Genomic DNA, 18033 nt, shown 5'->3' on the forward strand with positions numbered 1-18033 from the left:
CTGCGTTAGAAGGCGGTCTTCCTGCCGCCGCCGGACGGCAGCGGGAAGAGCTCGTCCTCCAGCTCCTCGATGATCGGCCGGTAGACGAACGGGTTCCAGCCCGGGCTGGCGTGCGCCGGCCGGGCGCCGTCGGTCCGCAAGGAATCAGAGGCCATGTTGTCCTTGAAGATCAGGGACCAGGAGTCCCTGGCTGCCGCGTAGTCCACGGTCCGGTCGCGGGGGTTGCCGATGAAGGCCATCCGCGTCCCTCCAAGCTTTCCCGCGAAGCGGGTTGCGTCGAAGTGGTAGATGTAAGCGGATTCGGACTGGATCAGTACGGTGGACGGCGCAATCGGCGAGAGCTGTTCCAGGGTCTGGTCCAGGACCTGTCCCCAGCTGCGCTCGTCCTTGTGCAGCACCCGCTCGCCGAGTTCGTAGCCGCCGCGCAGCACCGTGGGGAAGCGGAAGCCGCTCTCGTAGAGCAGCACCACACCCTCAAACCAGCTCTGGTCCAGCACGTCGTACTTGGTGCACGGACTGGAATCGAGCAGGATGAGCGCCACCTCAAGGCCGTGAAGCTCCCGAAGCCGGGCGGCGACCTGGGTTGCCACCATGCCGCCGAAGCTGTGGCCGTAGAAGTACAACGTTGTCAGCTGATGGGCCCGCGCGTGCTCGACCACGGCGATCACGATCTCGTCGATGTCGAGGCCCACATTGGAATAACCGACGGCGGCGAGCTGGCCGCGCTTGTTCAGCGCCCCGCGCAGCGCGTTCAGGATCCACAGGGCCTCCTCCCAGCTCGTTTTGTAGCCGGGAAAGAGGAACCAGCTGGCGTGGGGGAAGTACTTCCCGGCAGTCTCATCCGGCACCGTGAGGATCTTGTGGACGCGGCGCTCGGCCTGCACGCGCCGGGTGAAGATCATGTCGGCCGCCAGCACCGAGGCGGAGCCCGCGCCGGCCAGGAAACCACGCCGGGAGAACCGTTTCAGTTCGGCGGCGTGCCGAAGCACACGGGCGGCGTCGCCGTCCCCGCCTACATCCTGAACTTCCGGCTCACGCGGCACATCTCTACCGTAGTCACCGGCGAACGCGGATCAGAAACGGCGCCGGATAGCAGCTCAGCCACAGTCGGGCGGATGGCCCTGCCTAGGCCGGTTCGGGTTCGCGGTCGGAGCCGGGGCGGGCGGCGTCGAGGCCGACTTTGCGGCGGCTGATTTCGAGACCGATTTCGTCATAGGTCGCCAGGAGCTGCGAGCGGGCCATGTCCGCCGGGTCATCCAGCAGCCCGAACACGGAGTCGCTCGCGGCCAGCAATTCGTCATCGGAGAAGACGTTCAACGGCCGGGTCCCTGAGGAGTCAAGGGACGCGGTGAAGTCAGCCGAGAGATCCAGGGACGGCAGCGCGGTGACGGCATTTTCCAGAAACGGGTTCAGCTCGAGGGAAACCCCGGCCGAGCTGGGCAGGGCGCCGGCGGTGTCGACCAGCCCCGCGGCGCCGTCGATCGCATTGAGGTCGTGGCGGAGACCCGCAAGTGCCGCGGATTCCACGAAGGCGGCGCGGCCGAGGTTGACCCGGATGTGTGAGGTGATGCCCATGCGGCGGGCGCGCTGGATCAACTGCATCAGGGCGGGGCGGGAGTCCTGCGTCAGGCTCCCCCGGACATCGATCCGGAGGACATCTGAAGCGAGGTCCAGTTTGGCGTGGGCGTTCAACGAGGTGTCCATAGGTACTCCAAGAAAGGGTGTCTATGGCCGACGGCTCAACCGCATTCAGCGTATAGGCCCCCGGAGGTGCGCACAAGTCATATGGCGCTACCGGTTCAGCCGACCGCCCGCCGGCCCGGTTCCTCAAAGTGGGTACGGGATGCGGTGCCGCCCACGGACTGGACCAGCGAGGTGGCGATGTCCCGGAGCTTGACGTTGCCGTTGCTGGAGGCGTCGGTGAGGATCTTGACGGCCGCCTCCTGGTTGCAGCGGTTCTGTGCCATGACAATCCCGATGGCCATGTCGATCACGGTGCGGGATTCCAGCGTGGCCCGCAGATTGCTGGCACTGTCCGTATGCAGGGAGAAGCGGACGGCCAGCCGCAGCGCCTGGGAGATTTCACGGGTGTAGCCGCGCGCCCGGGCGGCAACGTCGCCGTCGAACTTGCGCGGCACATCCGAGTAGAGGTTCAGCGCCGCCTGGGCATCGCCCTGAAGATGGAAGGGCACAGAGAGCACCGAGCGCAGCCCGTGGGAAGCGACCGCACTGGCATAGTCCGGGCCCCAGCGGTCCTCATCGAACAGGTCCGGAACGTAGACCTCGCGTTCCTCCTGTGCCGCCGTCAGGCACGGGCCCTGCGAGAGCCGGTACTGGATTTCGTCGACTTCGCGGGCGGAGTCGCTGCTCCAGCCGATGGTCGCCGCCTTGCGGTCGCGCAGCAGCGTGATGCCGCACAGGGCGTCGTCGCCCGCACCGGCCACCTGGTGCGCGGAGAAACGCGCGAGCTCGTTGAGGAATTCCTCAAAATCGGCGCTGTCCAGGATGAGGTTCTGGATCTGGTCGACGGTGCTGAGGGGTTCTGTTCCGAGGATTTCTTCGGGAAGGAGCATGGCGCGTGGTCTCCGGAGGGGTGTGGTGGATATCTGAAGATGATAATTCACCGCCCAATCCACCGTCCACACGCGTCCGCTGCAGGAGGAACGTCCTAGCTGAGGCCGAGTTCGTCCTTGCCGAACGCGAAGAGGTAGGGAACACCGGCTTCTGCTTCGATCTTTTCCTTGGCGCCGGTGTCGCGGTCCACGATCACGGCGACGGCGACGACGTTGCCGCCGGCTTTGCGGACACCCTCGACGGCGGTCAGCGCGGAGCCACCGGTCGTGGAGGTGTCCTCCAGCACCAGCACCTTGCGGCCCTCGACGGAGGGGCCCTCCACCTGCCGGCCCATGCCGTAGGATTTCTGCGCCTTGCGGACCACGAAGGCGTCCACGGGCCGGCCGGCGTCGACGGCGGAATGCATCACGGCGGTGCCCACCGGGTCGGCACCCATGGTGAGCCCGCCCGCGCACTCAAAGTCGATGCCGGCGTCGTCCAGCAGCGAGAGCATGACTTGTCCCACCAGCTTGGATGCCTCATGGTGCAGCGTGATCCTGCGCAGGTCGATGTAGTAGTCGGCCTCGGCGCCGCTCGAGAGGATGACTTTGCCGCGGACGACGGCCAGCTCCTTGATCAGTTCAAGAAGGCGGGCACGGGCGGCAGCGGTGTCAGCTGCGGGGGCACTGTTGGCAGTCATGGGACCCAGTTTAGTGGCTGGCCGGCGCCGGATTCCCAGCCGCCCCGTTTGATGTCGGGCCGCCTCCCGGTTGCTCCGGCACGCGCGCCGGGTCTTTATCCTCTAGGAACCCTTGCCGGGCAGGAGTGCGATGGAACCATGACGGCAGGCACGGAACCCTCGACCCGCTGGCCCACCATTGCCAAAGATGTCGGCGGCCTCCGGGTCCGGCCGAACCTGGTGGACTATGAGGCGGCGTGTGCCGCGTTCTCCTGGGACGAAGCCCGCCATCAACTGTCCGGACTGCCCGGGGGCCGCGGCGTCAACATCGCCTATGAAGCAGTGGACCGGCACGCCGCCGGGGGGCTCGCCGGGCACGAGGCGCTGCGGTTCGTCCGGGCCGACGGCAGCAGCCACTCGCTCACGTTCGCCGAACTTGCAGAGCAGACCACCCGCTTTGCGGGGGTGCTGCGCGCCCTCGGCATCGGGCGCGGTGAGCGCGTCTTCTCGCTCACCGGCCGCGGCCCGGCGCTGTACATCGCGGTGCTGGGCACCCTGAAGAACGCCAGCGTCTTCTGCCCGCTGTTCTCCGCGTTCGGCCCGGAACCGGTCCGCCAGCGGCTGCAGCTGGGCTCCGGCCGGGCCCTGGTCACCACCCGGGCCCTCTACCGCAAGAAGATTGCCCAGCTCCGCGACTCGCTGCCGGAACTCCGGCACGTCCTGCTGACCGACGCCGACGGCAGCCCGGAGCCGGGAACGCTGGACCTCGCCGCGCTGATGCGCGCAGCGCCGGCCGACGGCGGGATCGCCGCGACGCAGGCCGAGGACATGGCCCTGCTGCACTTCACGTCCGGCACCACCGGAACCCCGAAGGGCGCCATCCACGTGCACGACGCCGTCACCGCCCACCATGCGACCGGCACCTCCGCGCTGGACCTGCACCCGGAGGATGTCTACTGGTGCACGGCCGACCCCGGCTGGGTCACCGGCACCTCATATGGGGTGATCGCGCCGTTGACCCACGGGGTGACAACGATCGTGGACGAAGAGGAAATGGACGCGGACCGCTGGTACCGGATCCTCGCCGAACAGCGCGTCTCCGTCTGGTACACCGCCCCCACGGCGCTGCGGATGCTGATGAAGGCCGGCGCGGACCGCGCCCAGGGCCATGACCTGTCCTCGCTGCGCTTCGTCGCCAGCGTCGGGGAACCGCTCAATCCGGAGGTCGTCGTCTGGGGCCAGGAGGCGTTCGGCCAGCCCGTTCATGACAACTGGTGGCAGACCGAAACGGGCGGCATCATGATCTCCAACTACGCGGCCACCGAGATCCGCCCCGGCTCGATGGGCCGGCCGCTGCCCGGCGTCGAGGCGGGCATCGTGGCCCGGGACGCCCAGGACAAGCCCATTGTCCGCGACGGCAAGGCGGTCCTCGTGACGGCGCCGGACGCCGTCGGCGAACTGGCCCTGAGACCGGGCTGGCCCTCGATGTTCCGCGGCTACCTGCATGAGGAGGAACGCTACCGCCGGTGCTTCGTGGGCGGCTGGTACCTCACCGGCGACCTCGCCCGGCGCGACGCCGACGGGTACTACTGGTTCGTCGGACGCGGCGACGACGTCATCAAGTCCTCGGGGCACCTGATCGGCCCGTTCGAAGTGGAGAGCCTGCTGATGGAACACGAGGCCGTGGCCGAGGCCGGGGTGATCGGGGTCCCCGATCCGGTGGCCGGCGAGGTGGTCAAGGCTTTTGTGGAACTGCGGCCCGGCTGGGAACCCTCCGAGGAACTGCAGCTGGAGATCATCGGCTTCGCCCGCAAGAGACTCGGCCCGGCGGTGGCGCCCCGGCTGCTGGACTTCACCACGGCCCTGCCGCGGACCCGCAGCGGCAAGATCCTCCGGCGGCTGCTCAAAGCCCGTGAACTCGGCCTGCCGGAGGGCGACACCTCCACCATCGAGACCCCGGCCGGGGCGCCGGAGCCGGACGCCGCCGCACCCGGGCCCCAAGCACCGGAGGCCCGGACATGACCGGGGCCGCGGACGTGCCCGGCAGCCGCCTGGATGCGGCCCACGGCCGGCACCTGCTGCTGCAGATGCTCCGGGTCCGCCGTCTTGAGGAGAAATGCGTCGAGCTGTACAGCGCCGCCAAGATCCGCGGCTTCCTGCACGTCTACATCGGCGAGGAAGCCGTCGCGGCCGGTGTGCTGGAAACCCTGGCCCCGGAGGACGCCGTCGTCGCCACCTACCGGGAGCATGGCCACGCCCTTCTGCGCGGTGTCCCCGCCGGTGCGATCCTGGCGGAGATGTACGGCTTCGTGGAGGGCTGCTGCCGCGGCCGGGGCGGGTCCATGCACTTGTTCGACGCCGCCACACGCTTCTTCGGCGGCAACGCGATCGTCGCCGGGGGCCTGCCGCTCGCCGTCGGACTGGCCCTCGCGGACAAGATGGCCGGGCGCTCCCGCGTGACCGTGTGCTTCTTCGGCGAGGGCGCCGTCGCGGAGGGCGAATTCCACGAAAGCCTCAATCTCGCCGCGCTGTGGCAACTGCCGGTGCTGTTCTGCTGCGAGAACAACCTCTATGCCATGGGGACGGCGCTGGGGCGTTCGGAATCGCAGACGGACATCGCCCTCAAGGCTGCCGCCTATGAGATCGCCGCGTGGGCCGTGGACGGCATGGACGTCCTGGCCGTCGAGGAAACGGCCCGGCGCGCCGTGGACGCCGTCCGCTCCGGCGGCGGACCGCACTTCCTGGAGCTGCGCACCTACCGGTTCCGGGCGCACTCGATGTTCGACCCGGAACGGTACCGCGACAAAGCCGAAGTCGCCCGCTGGCTCGAACGTGACCCCATCGTCCTGCTGCGCGCCGCGCTGGAGGCCGCGGGCCAGCTCTCCGCGCAGGACTGGGAGCAGCTGGAGGCGGACGCCGACGCGGAGGTGGCCGCCGCCGTCGAGTTCGCCGAAGCCGGAACCCCCGAACCGCTCGAGGACCTCACCCGGTTCGTGTACAGCGAGCGCGGCTCCGGCCCGGAATCCGGTGCCGGCGGGCGGAGCGGGCCATGAAATCAAGCTACCGCGAGGCGCTCCGGGCCGGTATCCGCGATGCGATGCTCCGGGACGAGCGGGTGTTTCTGATGGGCGAGGACGTGGGGGCCTACGGCGGCTCCTTCGCGGTCAGCCTGGGGCTGCTGGAGGAATTCGGGCCCGACCGGATCCGTGACACCCCGCTGTCGGAGTCCGGCTTTGTCGGGGCAGGGATCGGCGCGGCGCTCGGCGGGATGCGGCCGATCGTGGAGATCATGACCGTAAACTTCAGCCTCCTCGCCCTGGACCAGATCGTGAACAACGCCGCCTCCCTGCTGCACATGTCCGGCGGCCAGTTCAATGTCCCGGTCGTGATCCGGATGACCACCGGCGCCGGCCGCCAGCTCGGGGCGCAGCATTCGCACAGCCTCGAGGGCTGGTACGCGCACATCCCCGGGCTGCGCATCCTCGCCCCGGCCACGCTCGCCGACGCCCGCGGCATGCTGTGGACCGCGCTGGAGGATCCCGATCCGGTCCTGATCTTTGAGCATGGCTCGCTGTACAACGTCACCGGGGAGCTCGACGACGACGCCGGCCCGGTGGATATCGACACCGCCGCGGTCCGGCGCCCCGGGAACGATGTTTCCCTCATCACCTACGGCGGAACCCTCCCGGCGGTGCTGGACGCCGCCGGGCAGCTCGCCGATGAAGGCATCGACGCCGAAGTGCTGGACCTGCGCACCCTGCGGCCGCTCGACGACGCCGCCATCCTCACCTCGGTGCGGCGGACCCACCGGGCCGTGGTGGTGGATGAGGGCTGGCGCAGCGGAAGCATCTCCGCGGAGATCAGCGCCCGGATCACCGAGCAGGCGTTTTATGACCTGGATGCCCCGGTGGGCCGGGTTTGCAGTGCCGAAGTGCCGATTCCCTATTCCAAGCAGCTGGAACTGGCGGCCCTGCCGTCCGTCGGGCGGATTGTCGCCGCAGCCCGGGAGGCGGTCGGCGCGCGTGGCTGACTTCCTGATGCCCTCCCTCGGTGCTGACATGGAGCACGGCAAGATCGTCGAATGGCTGGTCAAACCCGGCGACTACGTGCGCCGCGGGGACCTCGTCGCGGTGGTGGATACCGACAAGACCGTCATGGATGTGGAGTCCTTCCAGGAGGGGGTGGTCGCCGAGCTGCTCGTGGACCTCGGCGAAACCGTGCCGGTGGGCACCCCGCTGGCCAGGATCACGCAGACCCCGGCCGAGGTCGGGGCCCCCCGCCAGGAGGCACCGCCGCCCCGGGCCGGGGCCGCCGCCGTTGCTGTCGCCGCCGTTGCTGTCACTGCCAAGGAAGCTCCCCCGGTCGCCCCTCCCGTGCGGCACCTGGCACACCGGCTGGGGGTCGACACGGCCAGGATCCACGGCACCGGCAAGGGCGGCGCCATCACGAGGGCGGATGTGGAGCACGCCGTGGCGGCAAGGCCGTCCGCCGCCGGACGCGTGCGCTCCTCGCCCCGGGCCCGGAGGCTGGCCGCCGAACTCGGCGTCGAGCTTTCCGCCGTGAGCGGCACCGGACCGGAGGGTACCGTGAGCGTGGCGGACGTGCAGCGCGCCGCGGCCCTCCGCCCGGCGTCAGGTCTCCCGGAGCCGGGCGCCCCGGAGGCGGGTCTCCCGGGGGCAGCGCCGGAAGCTCCGGCCGAAGGGCCGGCCACGGGGCCACCCGCCGGGCCAGCCGTTTCCCCTGAGAAACCCGCGGAAGCCCGCGAGCGCGTGGCCAGCCTGCGCCGCGCCATCGGGGCGCTGATGTCGCGCTCAAAGAAGACCATCCCGCACTACTACCTCAGCACCACCCTGGACCTGCGTGCCGCCGTCGGCTGGATGCAGTCCGTCAACGCACAGCGGCCGGTCGCGTCCCGGCTGGTCCCCTCCGCGCTGCTGCTCAAGGCAGCGGCGCTCGCGGCCAAGGAGGTCCCGGAGGTGAACGGCTTCTTCGACGACGGCGGGTTCCGGCCCAGCGCGTCGGTGCACCTGGGTGTCGCCGTGGCCCTGCGCCAGGGCGGCCTGGTGGCCCCCGCCATCCACGACGCGGACACCCTGCCGGTTGACGTGCTGATGGAACAGCTCCGGGACCTCGTCAGCCGCGCCCGCGCCGGGCGGCTGCAGCGCGCCGAAATGGCCGATCCCACGATCACCGTGACGAACCTAGGGGACCTCGGAGTGGAGAGCGTCTTCGGCGTCATCTATCCCCCGCAGGTTGCGATGGTCGGCTTCGGCCGGGTGCTGGAGCAGCCGTGGGCGCAGAACGGGCTGCTCGGTGTCCGGCCCGCCGTCGTCGCCACTCTCTCCGCTGACCACCGGGTCAGCGACGGGCTGCGCGGCGGCCGCTACCTGGCGCGGATCGACGAGCTGCTGCAGAAGCCGGAAGACCTGTGAACCAGATCGCTAATGTGAAACGGGAGGAACCATGAACGAACAGGACGCCCGGGCGGCGGTACAGTCGGCGATCGGCAAGGTGGCACCGGATGTGGACCTCTCCGAGATGGACGAGGGCGCCCGGCTGCGGCAGGACCTCGAACTCGATTCGCTGGACTTCCTCCGGCTGGTCGAAACGATCGACACGGCCACCGGCGTCGACATCCCGGAGCGGGACTACCCGGAGGTGGCCACGGTCAAGGGGCTGATCGGCTACCTCGCGGCCCACGGCTGATCCTGCATCGACTGCTCCGTAGCCGCCCTTTTGGAGGCGCAAAAGGGCGGCTACGGAGCAGTCGATGGGAAGAAACGCGGCGGAATGGTCCGGTCCGGCCGCCCGGCCCCGCCTAGGGGTGGGTGCGGCTAGGGGTGCGGCTGGGGCCGGGCTTCGGCGCGCCGGGCGAACGCCGGCGCGTGCTCCGGCCGCGGCCCGAAGGCGACGAACCGCGGGAGCACCCTGCCGGCGGCCGGGATGTGCCGGGCCAGGAACAGCAGCGCGGCAGGCGCCCCGGCCCGCGTTCCGGTCATGATCGGCCCGAAGACCACGCGGTGCATCACCCGCTGCACGGCCTGGACCACGACCGTGGGCAACTGCCGCCGTCGTTGAACCCGGGCCAGCTCGGCGCGTGGCACCCGTCCGCGGAGCAGCGCGGGAGCAAGGCAGTCCGCGGCGGCCACGGCGTCCTGGATGGCAAGGTTGATCCCGACCCCGCCGGCCGGGGACATCGCGTGCGCGGCGTCGCCGATGCAGAGCAGTCCGTTGATGTGCCATTGGCGGAGCCGGTCCAGTCGCACGTCCAGCCAGTGCAGATCCTCCAGCGACGCGATGGCGTCCACCCGGTCGGCGAGGTCGGGGCGGAGCGCCGCGATCCGGCGTCGGAAGCACTCAACGCCCTCGGCCCGGATCCGGGTGTCCGTGCCTTTCGGCGCGAGGTACCCCATCTGGTAATAGTCGGTGCGGTTGAGCGCCACCAGGGCCTGACCCCGCCCGAACGCGGGGACGATGCCCGCCACGGCGCCCTGCTCGGAGGCATGGCGCGGCAGGCGGAACCACCAGGCGTCAAACGGCACGGGATACTCCTTCGGAGGCAGCCCGGCCGCACGCCGCAGGGTCGAATGGCGCCCGTCCGTGGCAACCACCAGGTCCGCCAGGAGTTCGCCGCCGTTCCCGTCGGTGGTCCGGTAGCGGATCCCCGTGACCCGGCCCCCGTTGCGGACCAGGGCGGTGGCTGTGTGGCCCATTCGCAGGCTGAAGGACGGTTCCTGGGCTGCGGCGCCGGCCAGGAAGTTGAGGAAGTCCCATTGCGGCATCATGGCGATGTAGTTGTAGGGCGGGGGCAGCGAATCGAAGTTGCCGATCGTCACGGGAGGGCCGTCCGGCACCGGGAAAACGACGCTGCTCAGCCGGCTTTGCGGCAGCCGGCGGAACTCCTCGCCCAGGCCCAGTTCGTCGATCAGCCGGATGGTGGAGGCGTGGACGGTGTCACCGCGGAAGTCCCGGAAGAAATCGGCATGCTTCTCCAGAACCGTGACCTGCACGCCGGCCCGCGCCAGCAGCAGTCCCAGCATCATGCCCGCCGGCCCGCCGCCGACCACCACGCATCCCGTCGTCTCCATGGCCATACGCTACGCCTGCGCACGGTGCCGCGGGAGGGGCCTTCGCGGCGGCTTAGCTCCGGCGCGGCGCTTTCGGCCCGGCGCGGCGGGGATCCGGGTAGCGCCTGGCACTATGCGCCGCGGGGGCCGGTTTCCGCAGCGCCAGTCCGGCGGACACAGTTGAGCCCGGTTGACACTGCTGGCTAGGCTTTGAATCATGCGTGAACTCCAGGCGAAAATCATCGAAGAAATGGGCGTGCAGCCCCGGATCGACCCCGCCGGGGAGGTGCGCAAACGCGTCACATTCCTCAAGGAATACCTGACGGCGACCCACACCAAGGGGTTCGTCCTGGGCATCTCCGGCGGGCTGGATTCCTCGCTCGCGGGGCGGCTGGCGCAGTTGGCCGTCGAAGAACTGGCAGCCGAAGGGGTGGACGCAAACTTCGTCGCCGTCCGCCTGCCGTACGGCGTGCAGCACGACGAGGCAGACGCCCAGGCCGCCCTGGACTTCATCCAGGCCAAGACCGAGTGGACGTTCAACATCTCCGCGGCGGTCGACGGCTTCGAGGACGAATTCGAGAAGACCGTGGGCAACGGGATCTCCGACTTCCACAAGGGCAACACCAAAGCCCGCACGCGCATGATCGCGCAGTACGCCCTCGCCGGCGAGCACAACTACCTGGTGATAGGAACCGACCACGGTGCGGAATCAGTCACCGGCTTCTTCACGAAGTACGGCGACGGCGGCGCGGACATCCTGCCGCTGTTCGGGCTCAACAAGCGCCAGAACAGGGCGCTCCTCGCCGAACTCGGCGCCCCGGCCCGGATCTGGGAGAAGGTCCCCACCGCCGATCTCCTCGACGGCCAGCCCGGCCGCACCGACGAGGACGAACTGGGCCTCAGCTACGACACGATCGATGACTACCTTGAGGGCCGCGACATCCCCGTGGCCGCCGCCGAGCTGATCGAACAGAAATACCTCCGGACCCGGCACAAGCGCACGGTCCCGGTCACCATCTTCGACACCTGGTGGAAGTAGCCGGCGGGCGCTGACTTATTTAGCGCCCTGCAGCAGGGTGGAGATCCGGTGCGCCTCGTCCATGAGGAGGCGGCCCAGCATCTCCTGCCGCTCGGTGCGGAAGCGCGGCTCGATTCCGGTCAGCGACAGGGCCCAGGCGGGACGCCCCCGCTGGTCGAAGACTGCGGCCCCCATCCCCCAGCTGCCCTCCAGCACGAGCCCGGGATTGACCGAGTAGCCGGTCTGTCGCGTCTTCGCCAGGTTCTCCCGGACCAGCGCCTCGGTATGTGCGGCCGCAAAAGTGCCGGCGTGCGCTGTCCAGCCCGCCAGCAGCTCCTCCTGCTCCGCCTCCGGCAGGAATGCCATGATGGCGGTCCCGGCGGAGGCGACCCCGATCGGGAAGCGGACGCCCTCGTGCAGTACGAACGACCGCACCGGGAAACTCCCCTCCTCCCGGAGCAGGCAGACCGTCTCGGCGCCGCGCCGGATAGAGAAGAACGCGCTTTCGCCGGTCTCCTCGGCGAGCCGGCGGAGGCTGGGCCGGGCGATGTCCTCGAGCGGGAAGCGCGCCGAGGCCACAGAGCCCATCAGCAGGATCTCCGGACCCAGCACCCAGTTGCCGCTGACCGGGTCCTGGTCCAGCAGGCCCTCGGAGGCCAGCGAGGAAAGCAGCCGGTGCACGGTGGGGCGGGTGAGCCCGGATTCCCTGACGAGTTCAACGAGCGGGGAGCCTTCCGGTTTCCGCCCGACAATACGCAGCAGGGAGGCGACGCGGCTGACGACTTGTGCGCCCTGGACCGGTAATGAAGTCATTTCTTTCCTCGCAAATACGTAGGAACTGCCCAAACCATCCATATTGTGGACACTCCACAGCGTACCGTCCACACTGTAAAAATGGCACTATTCAGGGCGAAGTTGTCCATTGACAGCCCCCTTTTCGGCACCGTAGGCTCCAACAGCAGAGGAACAGTCCACAAAGTGGATTGCGTCAAGAGCTCAATGAGGAGATGCAATGTCAAAGCTGAAATCCGGAGCGGCCGCCGCGTTGCAGGACGTGCTGCGGGACGGCATGACGCTCGCCGTCGGAGGCTTTGGCCTCAGCGGCATCCCGGCCGACCTGATCGAGGCGGTGCGCGGTTCCGGCGTCAAGGACCTCACCGTGGTGTCCAACAACATGGGGGTGGACGGCAAAGGCCTCGGCGTGCTGATTGAAGCCGGCCAGGTCCGCAAGGTCATTGCCTCCTACGTGGGAGAGAACAAGCTCTTCGCCGAGCAGTACCTCGCCGGCAAGCTCGAGGTGGAGTTCACCCCGCAGGGCACCCTGGCCGAGCGCCTCCGCGCCGGCGGCGCCGGCATCCCGGCGTTCTACACGAAGACCGGCGTCGGCACCCTCGTCGCCGAAGGCAAGCCGCTCGCGGAGTTCGACGGCGAAACGTATGTCCAGGAGCGCGCCATCAAGGCCGACGTCGCACTGGTCCACGCGCACACCGCCGACACCGACGGCAACCTGATCTACCGCTACACCGCGCAGAACTTCAACCCGGTGGTCGCCACCGCCGGCATCGTGACCGTGGCGGAGGCCGAGGTCATCGTCGAGCCGGGCCAACTGGACCCCCACCGCATCATCACCCCCGGCGTTTTCGTCCAGCGCCTCGTCCAGGCCAGCGGCCGGGTCAAGGACATCGAACAGCGCACGGTCCGCCCCCGCCCCCGCGCCGAAGCAGTCGAAGCGGCCGCCGCCGCCGCCGCATCCATTCCGGCCTAAGCGCCGCCCCCCTACTTTCTTCAGGAGAACCACCATGGCTTGGACCCGGAATGAAATGGCTGCCATCGCGGCCGAAGAACTCAACGACGGCGATTACGTCAACCTTGGCATCGGCATCCCCACGCTGGTCGCCAACAACCTGCGCGACGGCGTCCGCGTCGTCCTCCAGAGCGAAAACGGCCTGCTCGGCATGGGCCCGTTCCCCTACGAGGGCGAGGAGGACGCCGACCTCATCAACGCCGGCAAGCAGACCGTCACGGTCCTGCCCGGCGGCAGCATCTTCGACTCCGCCGCTTCCTTCGGCATGATCCGCGGCGGGCACGTCAAGGTCGCCATCCTCGGCGCCATGCAGGTGTCCGGTGACGGCGACCTCGCCAACTGGACCATCCCCGGCAAGATGGTCAAGGGAATGGGCGGCGCCATGGACCTCGTCGCCGGCACGCCCCGCGTCGTGGTACTCACCGAACACAACGCCAAGGACGGCACCGCCAAGATCGTCAAAGAGTGCACGCTGCCCCTCACCGGCCTGAGCTGCGTTGACCGCATCATCAGCGACCTCGCGGTGTTTGACCTCGTGAAGAATGAACAAGGAACAGGCGGCGTCCGGCGGCTCACGCTGACCCGCCTCGCCCCCGGCGTCACTGTCGAGGACATCCGCGAAAAGACGGAAGCCGAGTTCGACATCGCGCCCTCCCTCGACACAACCCCCACCCTTGAAGGAGCCACAGCATGAGCCTGCGCGAACAGTTCGGCAAAGATGTCCTGCTCACCGGCTGGGGCCACAGCCGCTTCGGCAAGCTCACGGACGAGACCCTCGAATCCCTGATCGTCCAGGTCGCCACGGAGGCGATCGCCAACGCCGGGATCGAACCGGGCCAGATCGACGAGATCTACCTGGGCCAGTTCAACTCCGGCATGATGCCGCTGGCCTTCCCGTCCTCGCTCGCACTGCAGGTCTCGGAGCAGCTGGCCAACGTCCCGTCCACCCGGGTCGAGAACGCCTGCGCCTCCGGGTCGGCCGCATTCCAGCAGGGCACCAAATCGCTGCTGGCCGGCACCGCGAAAACCGTCCTGGTGGTCGGCGCCGAAAAGATGACCCAGGCCGGGGCCGACGTCGTCGGGGCCGCCCTGCTCGGAGCCGACTACGACATGGCCGGCAAGGCCTCCAGCACCGGCTTCACCGGGCTCTTCGCCGAGGTCGCAAAACACTACGAAAAGCGCTATGGCGCTGGCGCAGGGAATCTCTCGGATGTGCTGGGCACCATCGCCGCGAAGAACCACCGCAACGGCGTGGACAACCCCTACGCCCAGCTCCGCAAGGACCTCGGCGAGGAATTCTGCCGGACCGTTTCGGACAAGAACCCGATGGTCGCCGACCCGCTGCGCCGCACCGACTGCTCACCCGTGTCCGACGGCGCCGCCGCCGTCGTGATCAGTGTTGCCCCCACCGGCGGGGCCACCGCCCCGGTCCGGCTCGCCGGGTTCGGCCACGCGAACGACTTCTTCCCGGCCGACCGCCGCGACCCCACCGCCTTCGCCGCCACTCGGGTGTCCTGGCAGCGCGCCCTGGGCATGGCCGGCGTCGGGCTGGAGGATCTGGACTTCGCCGAGGTGCACGACTGCTTCACCATCGCCGAGTTGCTGATGTACGAGGCCATGGGCCTGACCGAACCGGGCCAGGGCGCCCGCGCCATCGAGGAAGGCTGGGTCTTCAAGGACGGCAAGCTGCCCGTCAACGTCTCCGGCGGGCTCAAGGCCAAGGGCCACCCGGTCGGTGCCACCGGCGTCTCCCAGCACGTCATTGCCGCCATGCAGCTCACCGGCACCGCCGGCGGCATGCAGCTGGCCAATCCGCGCCGGGCCGCGGTGCAGAACATGGGCGGCGTCGGCATCGCCAACTACGTCAGCGTCCTCGAAGCGGTCTAAAACCAACGCGGGGTCAGATACAGCCCGAAGCCGGGCGTCGGAATGGGCCGTATCCGACCCAGCGGTGGCAGAGCTGCCGGCCCTCGGGAGCCTGGAACCCGCACTCAGGAGCTGCCAAGGGTCACACCTGTCTTTGGCACCGCGGTTCCCATAGGATTTCAGAGGGCCAAATGCATTCCCGGCGACCGCCGGACCACAAGGAGGTGGCGGATGCCCACAGGACCACCCAGTGCATCAAGCAAGTTCCGGGCGCCCGAGCCGGTTGGCCAGTGGGTCCACCGGACGAGACTGACGGAGATGCTCCACTCGGACCGGAAACGGCGGCTCGCGTTGATCCACGCCCCGGCCGGATTTGGCAAGTCGACCCTTGCCGCCCAATGGATGGAAATCCTCGCGGCCCAGGGCCTCGTCACCGTCTGGCTGTCCCTGGACCGGGACGACAACAACACCATCTGGTTCCTGTCCCATCTGCTTCAGGCAATCCGCAAAGCCCGTCCCGGACTTGACGAGGAACTGCAGCAGTTGCTGGAGGAGCGGCCCGACGACGCTGAGCACTATGTGGTTCCCGCACTCATCAACGCCATCGATGAGGGCGGCCAGGACATCGTCATAACCCTGGATGACTGGCACCTGGTCACGGAGCCCAGGACCAGGGCGGTCGTGGAACGGCTGCTGGAAGCCGGCGGCTCACATCTGTCCTTCATCATCACCAGCCGCAACCGGTCGGGCCTGCCACTGGGCCGGCTGATGGTGCGGGACCAGCTGATCGAAGTGGACGCCGTCGCCCTGAGGTTTGATGAAAACGAGTCCCAGGACTTCCTGGTCGGCATCAACCGGCTCGATCTGGATGCGGGAGACGTGGCCAGCCTCCACAAGACGACTGAGGGCTGGATCGCAGCACTGCAACTGGTCTCCCTGTCCCTCAGGGACCACCGCGAGGCCTCAGACCTAATTGAAAGGCTCTCCGGCAGGCACGCGTCCATTGGTGAGTATCTCGCCGAAAACGTCCTCGACACCCTGGACCCCGAAACACTGGACTTCCTCCTGATGACCTCGGTTCCGGAACGCCTCTGCGCGGGGCTGGCGTCCGCGCTCTCAGGGGTGGAACTGGGCCAGGCCATGCTGGAGAAGATCCAGGCACAGGATCTTTTCCTGCAACCGCTTGACGAGGACGGGACGTGGTACCGCTATCACCACCTGTTTGAGGACTACCTGCGCCGCCGCCTGGAGCGCGACTACCCCGGGCGGACCAAGGAACTGAACCTGATCGCCGCCCGCTGGTATTCGGAAAACGGATTCCCCAGCGACGCGGTGGACCATGCCCTCGCCGCAGGGGACGTTGAACTCGCGGTGGAGATCGTCGAACTCCGCGCAATGTGGCTGGTGGAACACTCCAGCATGTCGACCCTGCTGGCACTCGTCGGCAAGATCCCGGCCGACCACGTGGCCGGGCAGGCCCGGCTCCAGACGGCAATAGCCTGGGCCCACACCCTGCTTCACCAATCCGGCGCGGCGCAGAGTGCCCTGGACCTCGCCGAAGCCGTGATGCCCACGGATGCGACACTGACCGAACACGACCGTTTTGAGCTGGGCGTCGAAGGGCTGGTGGTTCAAAACTGCATCGACATGTACGGCGACAGAGTAGATCATGTGGATGAACTGGACGGGAAGTGCTTCGCCCAGGCCGACCTTCTCCGGCCCTGGATCGTCTCGGTGGCAGCGAATGTGTCAACGTTCAAGAAGATCCACGACGGCGACTACAGCCTCGCCTTGGAACAACAGCGCTGGGCCGCAAGGTTCCACGGCCAGACCTCGGGCCCCTTCAGTGGCGTGTATGGACACTGTTTTGCCGGTCTTGCCGCCTACGCCTTGCTCGATCTGGACCGGGTGGACGAGCACTTCACTGCCGCTGTGGAACTCGGCCGGGGCAAGGCCGGGCGATACTCGCATGCGGCCCGGCTGGCGGGAGCGATGATGGGCCAGCTCCTCTATGAACGCGGCGAACTCGATAAGGCCGAGAAGCTGCTGGAGGAAACCCGCGAGCTGGGTTCCGAAGGCGGGGTGGTGGACTTCATGGTGTCCACGTTCGCCACGCTGGCAAGAATAAAGGCACTCCGGGGGGACACGCCACGGGCCCGGGAAATACTCGATGAAGGCGATCTGGTGGCCGACAGCCTCGGCCTGGACCGGCTCAAACTGGTCATGAACCTGGAACGCGTGCAGTTGGGAATCGGCCCCCGGACCACTAACGAAGAACCGAGCGGTGACTTCCTGGGCGCGGCAGCGGCCCAGGAAGCGGCGCCCACAACCGGACCGCGGCTGGAAGGGCTGGCCGAAGCCAAGCACCAGATCCAACTGACCATGCAGCTGCGGTCCGCCATGGCTGACGCCGGGCACGAGGGACCGGCATCTCCCCGGCAACTGGCCACCGTGGAAGGTGCCCGCCGCTTGCTGTCGCGGGCAGCGGCCTATTTGGGGCCGAGGGCAGAGCTGAATGCCCGGATCCTGCTGGCGGTCGCGCTTGAACGGGCGGGCAACCGCGAGGAAGCCGAAACGGCGCTCTGGCCGGCCCTGGACACGTGTTCCCGGCTGGGCCTGGTCCGACCCGTGCTCGATGGCGGCGCAGGCTGCCTGGATCTGGTGCGCGCCATCTCAGCCAGGCTGCGGCGGGAACCCGCCCCGGAGGTGGGGAGCCACGAGTTACCTCGATTCCTCAGTGTCCTCATCCGGCTGGATTCCCAGGCCAGGACGAACCGGGATGCCCGGTGGTCTGCAGACACGGTCTCCACCACGACGGGCGAGGGCAGCACCGTTCCGGAACCGGGCTTGTCGCAGCGCGAACAGATGATCCTGCGCCTTGTCGAGAAGGAACGGTCCAACCGCGAAATCGCCCAGGAGCTGCATCTGGGCATCGACACCGTCAAGTGGTATCTCAAGAGCCTGTTCAACACTCTGGGCGTCAGTGACCGAAGGGCCTGTGTCGTAGAGGCACGGCGCCGGCACCTGCTCCCGCCCAAGTAACCAG

General features: G+C 68.5%; 16 protein-coding genes. 10 read left to right on the forward strand and 6 right to left on the reverse strand.

Translation table 11 applies throughout. The annotated features are described in order from the left end of the window. Positions 1-5: 5 nt before the first annotated feature. From GXK59_RS15570 to pyrE, 4 genes are all read right to left on the reverse strand, one after another. On the reverse strand, positions 6-1043 hold the full coding sequence (locus GXK59_RS15570; protein WP_160668137.1) for a thioesterase domain-containing protein: 1038 nt from the start codon (positions 1041-1043) through the stop codon (positions 6-8). Positions 1044-1125: 82 nt separating this feature from the next. After that, a complete protein-coding gene (locus tag GXK59_RS15575) occupies positions 1126-1704 on the reverse strand; it encodes a hypothetical protein (RefSeq protein WP_160668139.1) in 579 nt (192 codons plus the stop codon). Positions 1705-1799: 95 nt separating this feature from the next. Further along, positions 1800-2573 (reverse strand): GAF and ANTAR domain-containing protein, encoded by a 774-nt coding sequence (locus tag GXK59_RS15580; RefSeq protein WP_160668141.1) that lies wholly within the window; start codon positions 2571-2573, stop codon positions 1800-1802. Between the two features lie 95 nt (positions 2574-2668). Then, positions 2669-3253, reverse strand: coding sequence for an orotate phosphoribosyltransferase (gene pyrE / locus GXK59_RS15585; protein ID WP_160668143.1), 585 nt, complete (start codon positions 3251-3253; stop codon positions 2669-2671). Positions 3254-3391: 138 nt separating this feature from the next. On the opposite strand from pyrE, the gene acsA reads away from it, so the two are divergent. From acsA to GXK59_RS15610, 5 genes are read left to right on the forward strand one after another with little or no spacing between them, the layout of a single operon-like run. After that, on the forward strand, positions 3392-5254 hold the full coding sequence (acsA, locus tag GXK59_RS15590) for an acetate--CoA ligase (protein ID WP_160668145.1): 1863 nt from the start codon (positions 3392-3394) through the stop codon (positions 5252-5254). Beyond that, positions 5251-6285, forward strand: coding sequence for a pyruvate dehydrogenase (acetyl-transferring) E1 component subunit alpha (gene pdhA, locus GXK59_RS15595; protein ID WP_160668147.1), 1035 nt, complete (start codon positions 5251-5253; stop codon positions 6283-6285). Before acsA ends, pdhA begins: the two co-directional genes overlap by 4 nt. Then, positions 6282-7262, forward strand: a complete 981-nt coding sequence (locus tag GXK59_RS15600) for an alpha-ketoacid dehydrogenase subunit beta (RefSeq protein WP_160668148.1) — start codon at positions 6282-6284, stop codon at positions 7260-7262. Before pdhA ends, GXK59_RS15600 begins: the two co-directional genes overlap by 4 nt. Further along, entirely contained in the window at positions 7255-8664 is a 1410-nt protein-coding gene (locus GXK59_RS15605; protein WP_160668150.1) for a dihydrolipoamide acetyltransferase family protein, read from the forward strand. The genes GXK59_RS15600 and GXK59_RS15605 overlap by 8 nt, the downstream gene beginning before the upstream one ends. Positions 8665-8695: 31 nt before the next feature. After that, positions 8696-8938: an acyl carrier protein gene (locus GXK59_RS15610; RefSeq protein WP_160668152.1), complete on the forward strand. Its 243-nt coding sequence runs from the start codon at positions 8696-8698 to the stop codon at positions 8936-8938. Positions 8939-9066: 128 nt separating this feature from the next. Here GXK59_RS15610 and GXK59_RS15615 read toward each other — a convergent pair whose 3' ends face one another. Beyond that, positions 9067-10320: an FAD-dependent oxidoreductase gene (locus GXK59_RS15615; protein WP_160668154.1), complete on the reverse strand. Its 1254-nt coding sequence runs from the start codon at positions 10318-10320 to the stop codon at positions 9067-9069. Positions 10321-10516: 196 nt separating this feature from the next. Between GXK59_RS15615 and nadE the strand changes: the two genes are divergently transcribed. Further along, positions 10517-11338 (forward strand): ammonia-dependent NAD(+) synthetase, encoded by an 822-nt coding sequence (gene nadE, locus GXK59_RS15620; RefSeq protein WP_160668156.1) that lies wholly within the window; start codon positions 10517-10519, stop codon positions 11336-11338. 15 nt (positions 11339-11353) lie between these two features. On the opposite strand, the gene GXK59_RS15625 is transcribed toward nadE, so the two are convergent. After that, positions 11354-12130 (reverse strand): IclR family transcriptional regulator, encoded by a 777-nt coding sequence (locus GXK59_RS15625; RefSeq protein WP_160668158.1) that lies wholly within the window; start codon positions 12128-12130, stop codon positions 11354-11356. Between the two features lie 199 nt (positions 12131-12329). Here GXK59_RS15625 and GXK59_RS15630 point away from each other — a divergent pair, with 199 nt between their 5' ends. The 4 genes from GXK59_RS15630 (at position 12330) to GXK59_RS15645 (ending at position 18029) form a co-directional block, all read left to right on the forward strand. Then, a complete protein-coding gene (locus tag GXK59_RS15630; RefSeq protein WP_160668160.1) occupies positions 12330-13082 on the forward strand; it encodes a CoA transferase subunit A in 753 nt (250 codons plus the stop codon). Positions 13083-13116: 34 nt separating this feature from the next. Beyond that, positions 13117-13815 carry a CoA transferase subunit B gene (locus GXK59_RS15635; RefSeq protein WP_160668161.1) on the forward strand — a complete coding sequence of 233 codons (699 nt, stop codon included), beginning with the start codon at positions 13117-13119 and terminating at the stop codon, positions 13813-13815. After that, entirely contained in the window at positions 13812-15008 is a 1197-nt protein-coding gene (locus tag GXK59_RS15640; protein ID WP_160668163.1) for an acetyl-CoA acetyltransferase, read from the forward strand. The genes GXK59_RS15635 and GXK59_RS15640 overlap by 4 nt, the downstream gene beginning before the upstream one ends. A gap of 210 nt (positions 15009-15218) precedes the next feature. Then, positions 15219-18029, forward strand: coding sequence for a LuxR C-terminal-related transcriptional regulator (locus GXK59_RS15645; RefSeq protein ID WP_160668165.1), 2811 nt, complete (start codon positions 15219-15221; stop codon positions 18027-18029). Positions 18030-18033: the final 4 nt, after the last annotated feature.

Origin of the sequence: Pseudarthrobacter sp. ATCC 49987 (genome assembly GCF_009928425.1) — a bacterium.
GTDB lineage: Bacteria > Actinomycetota > Actinomycetes > Actinomycetales > Micrococcaceae > Arthrobacter.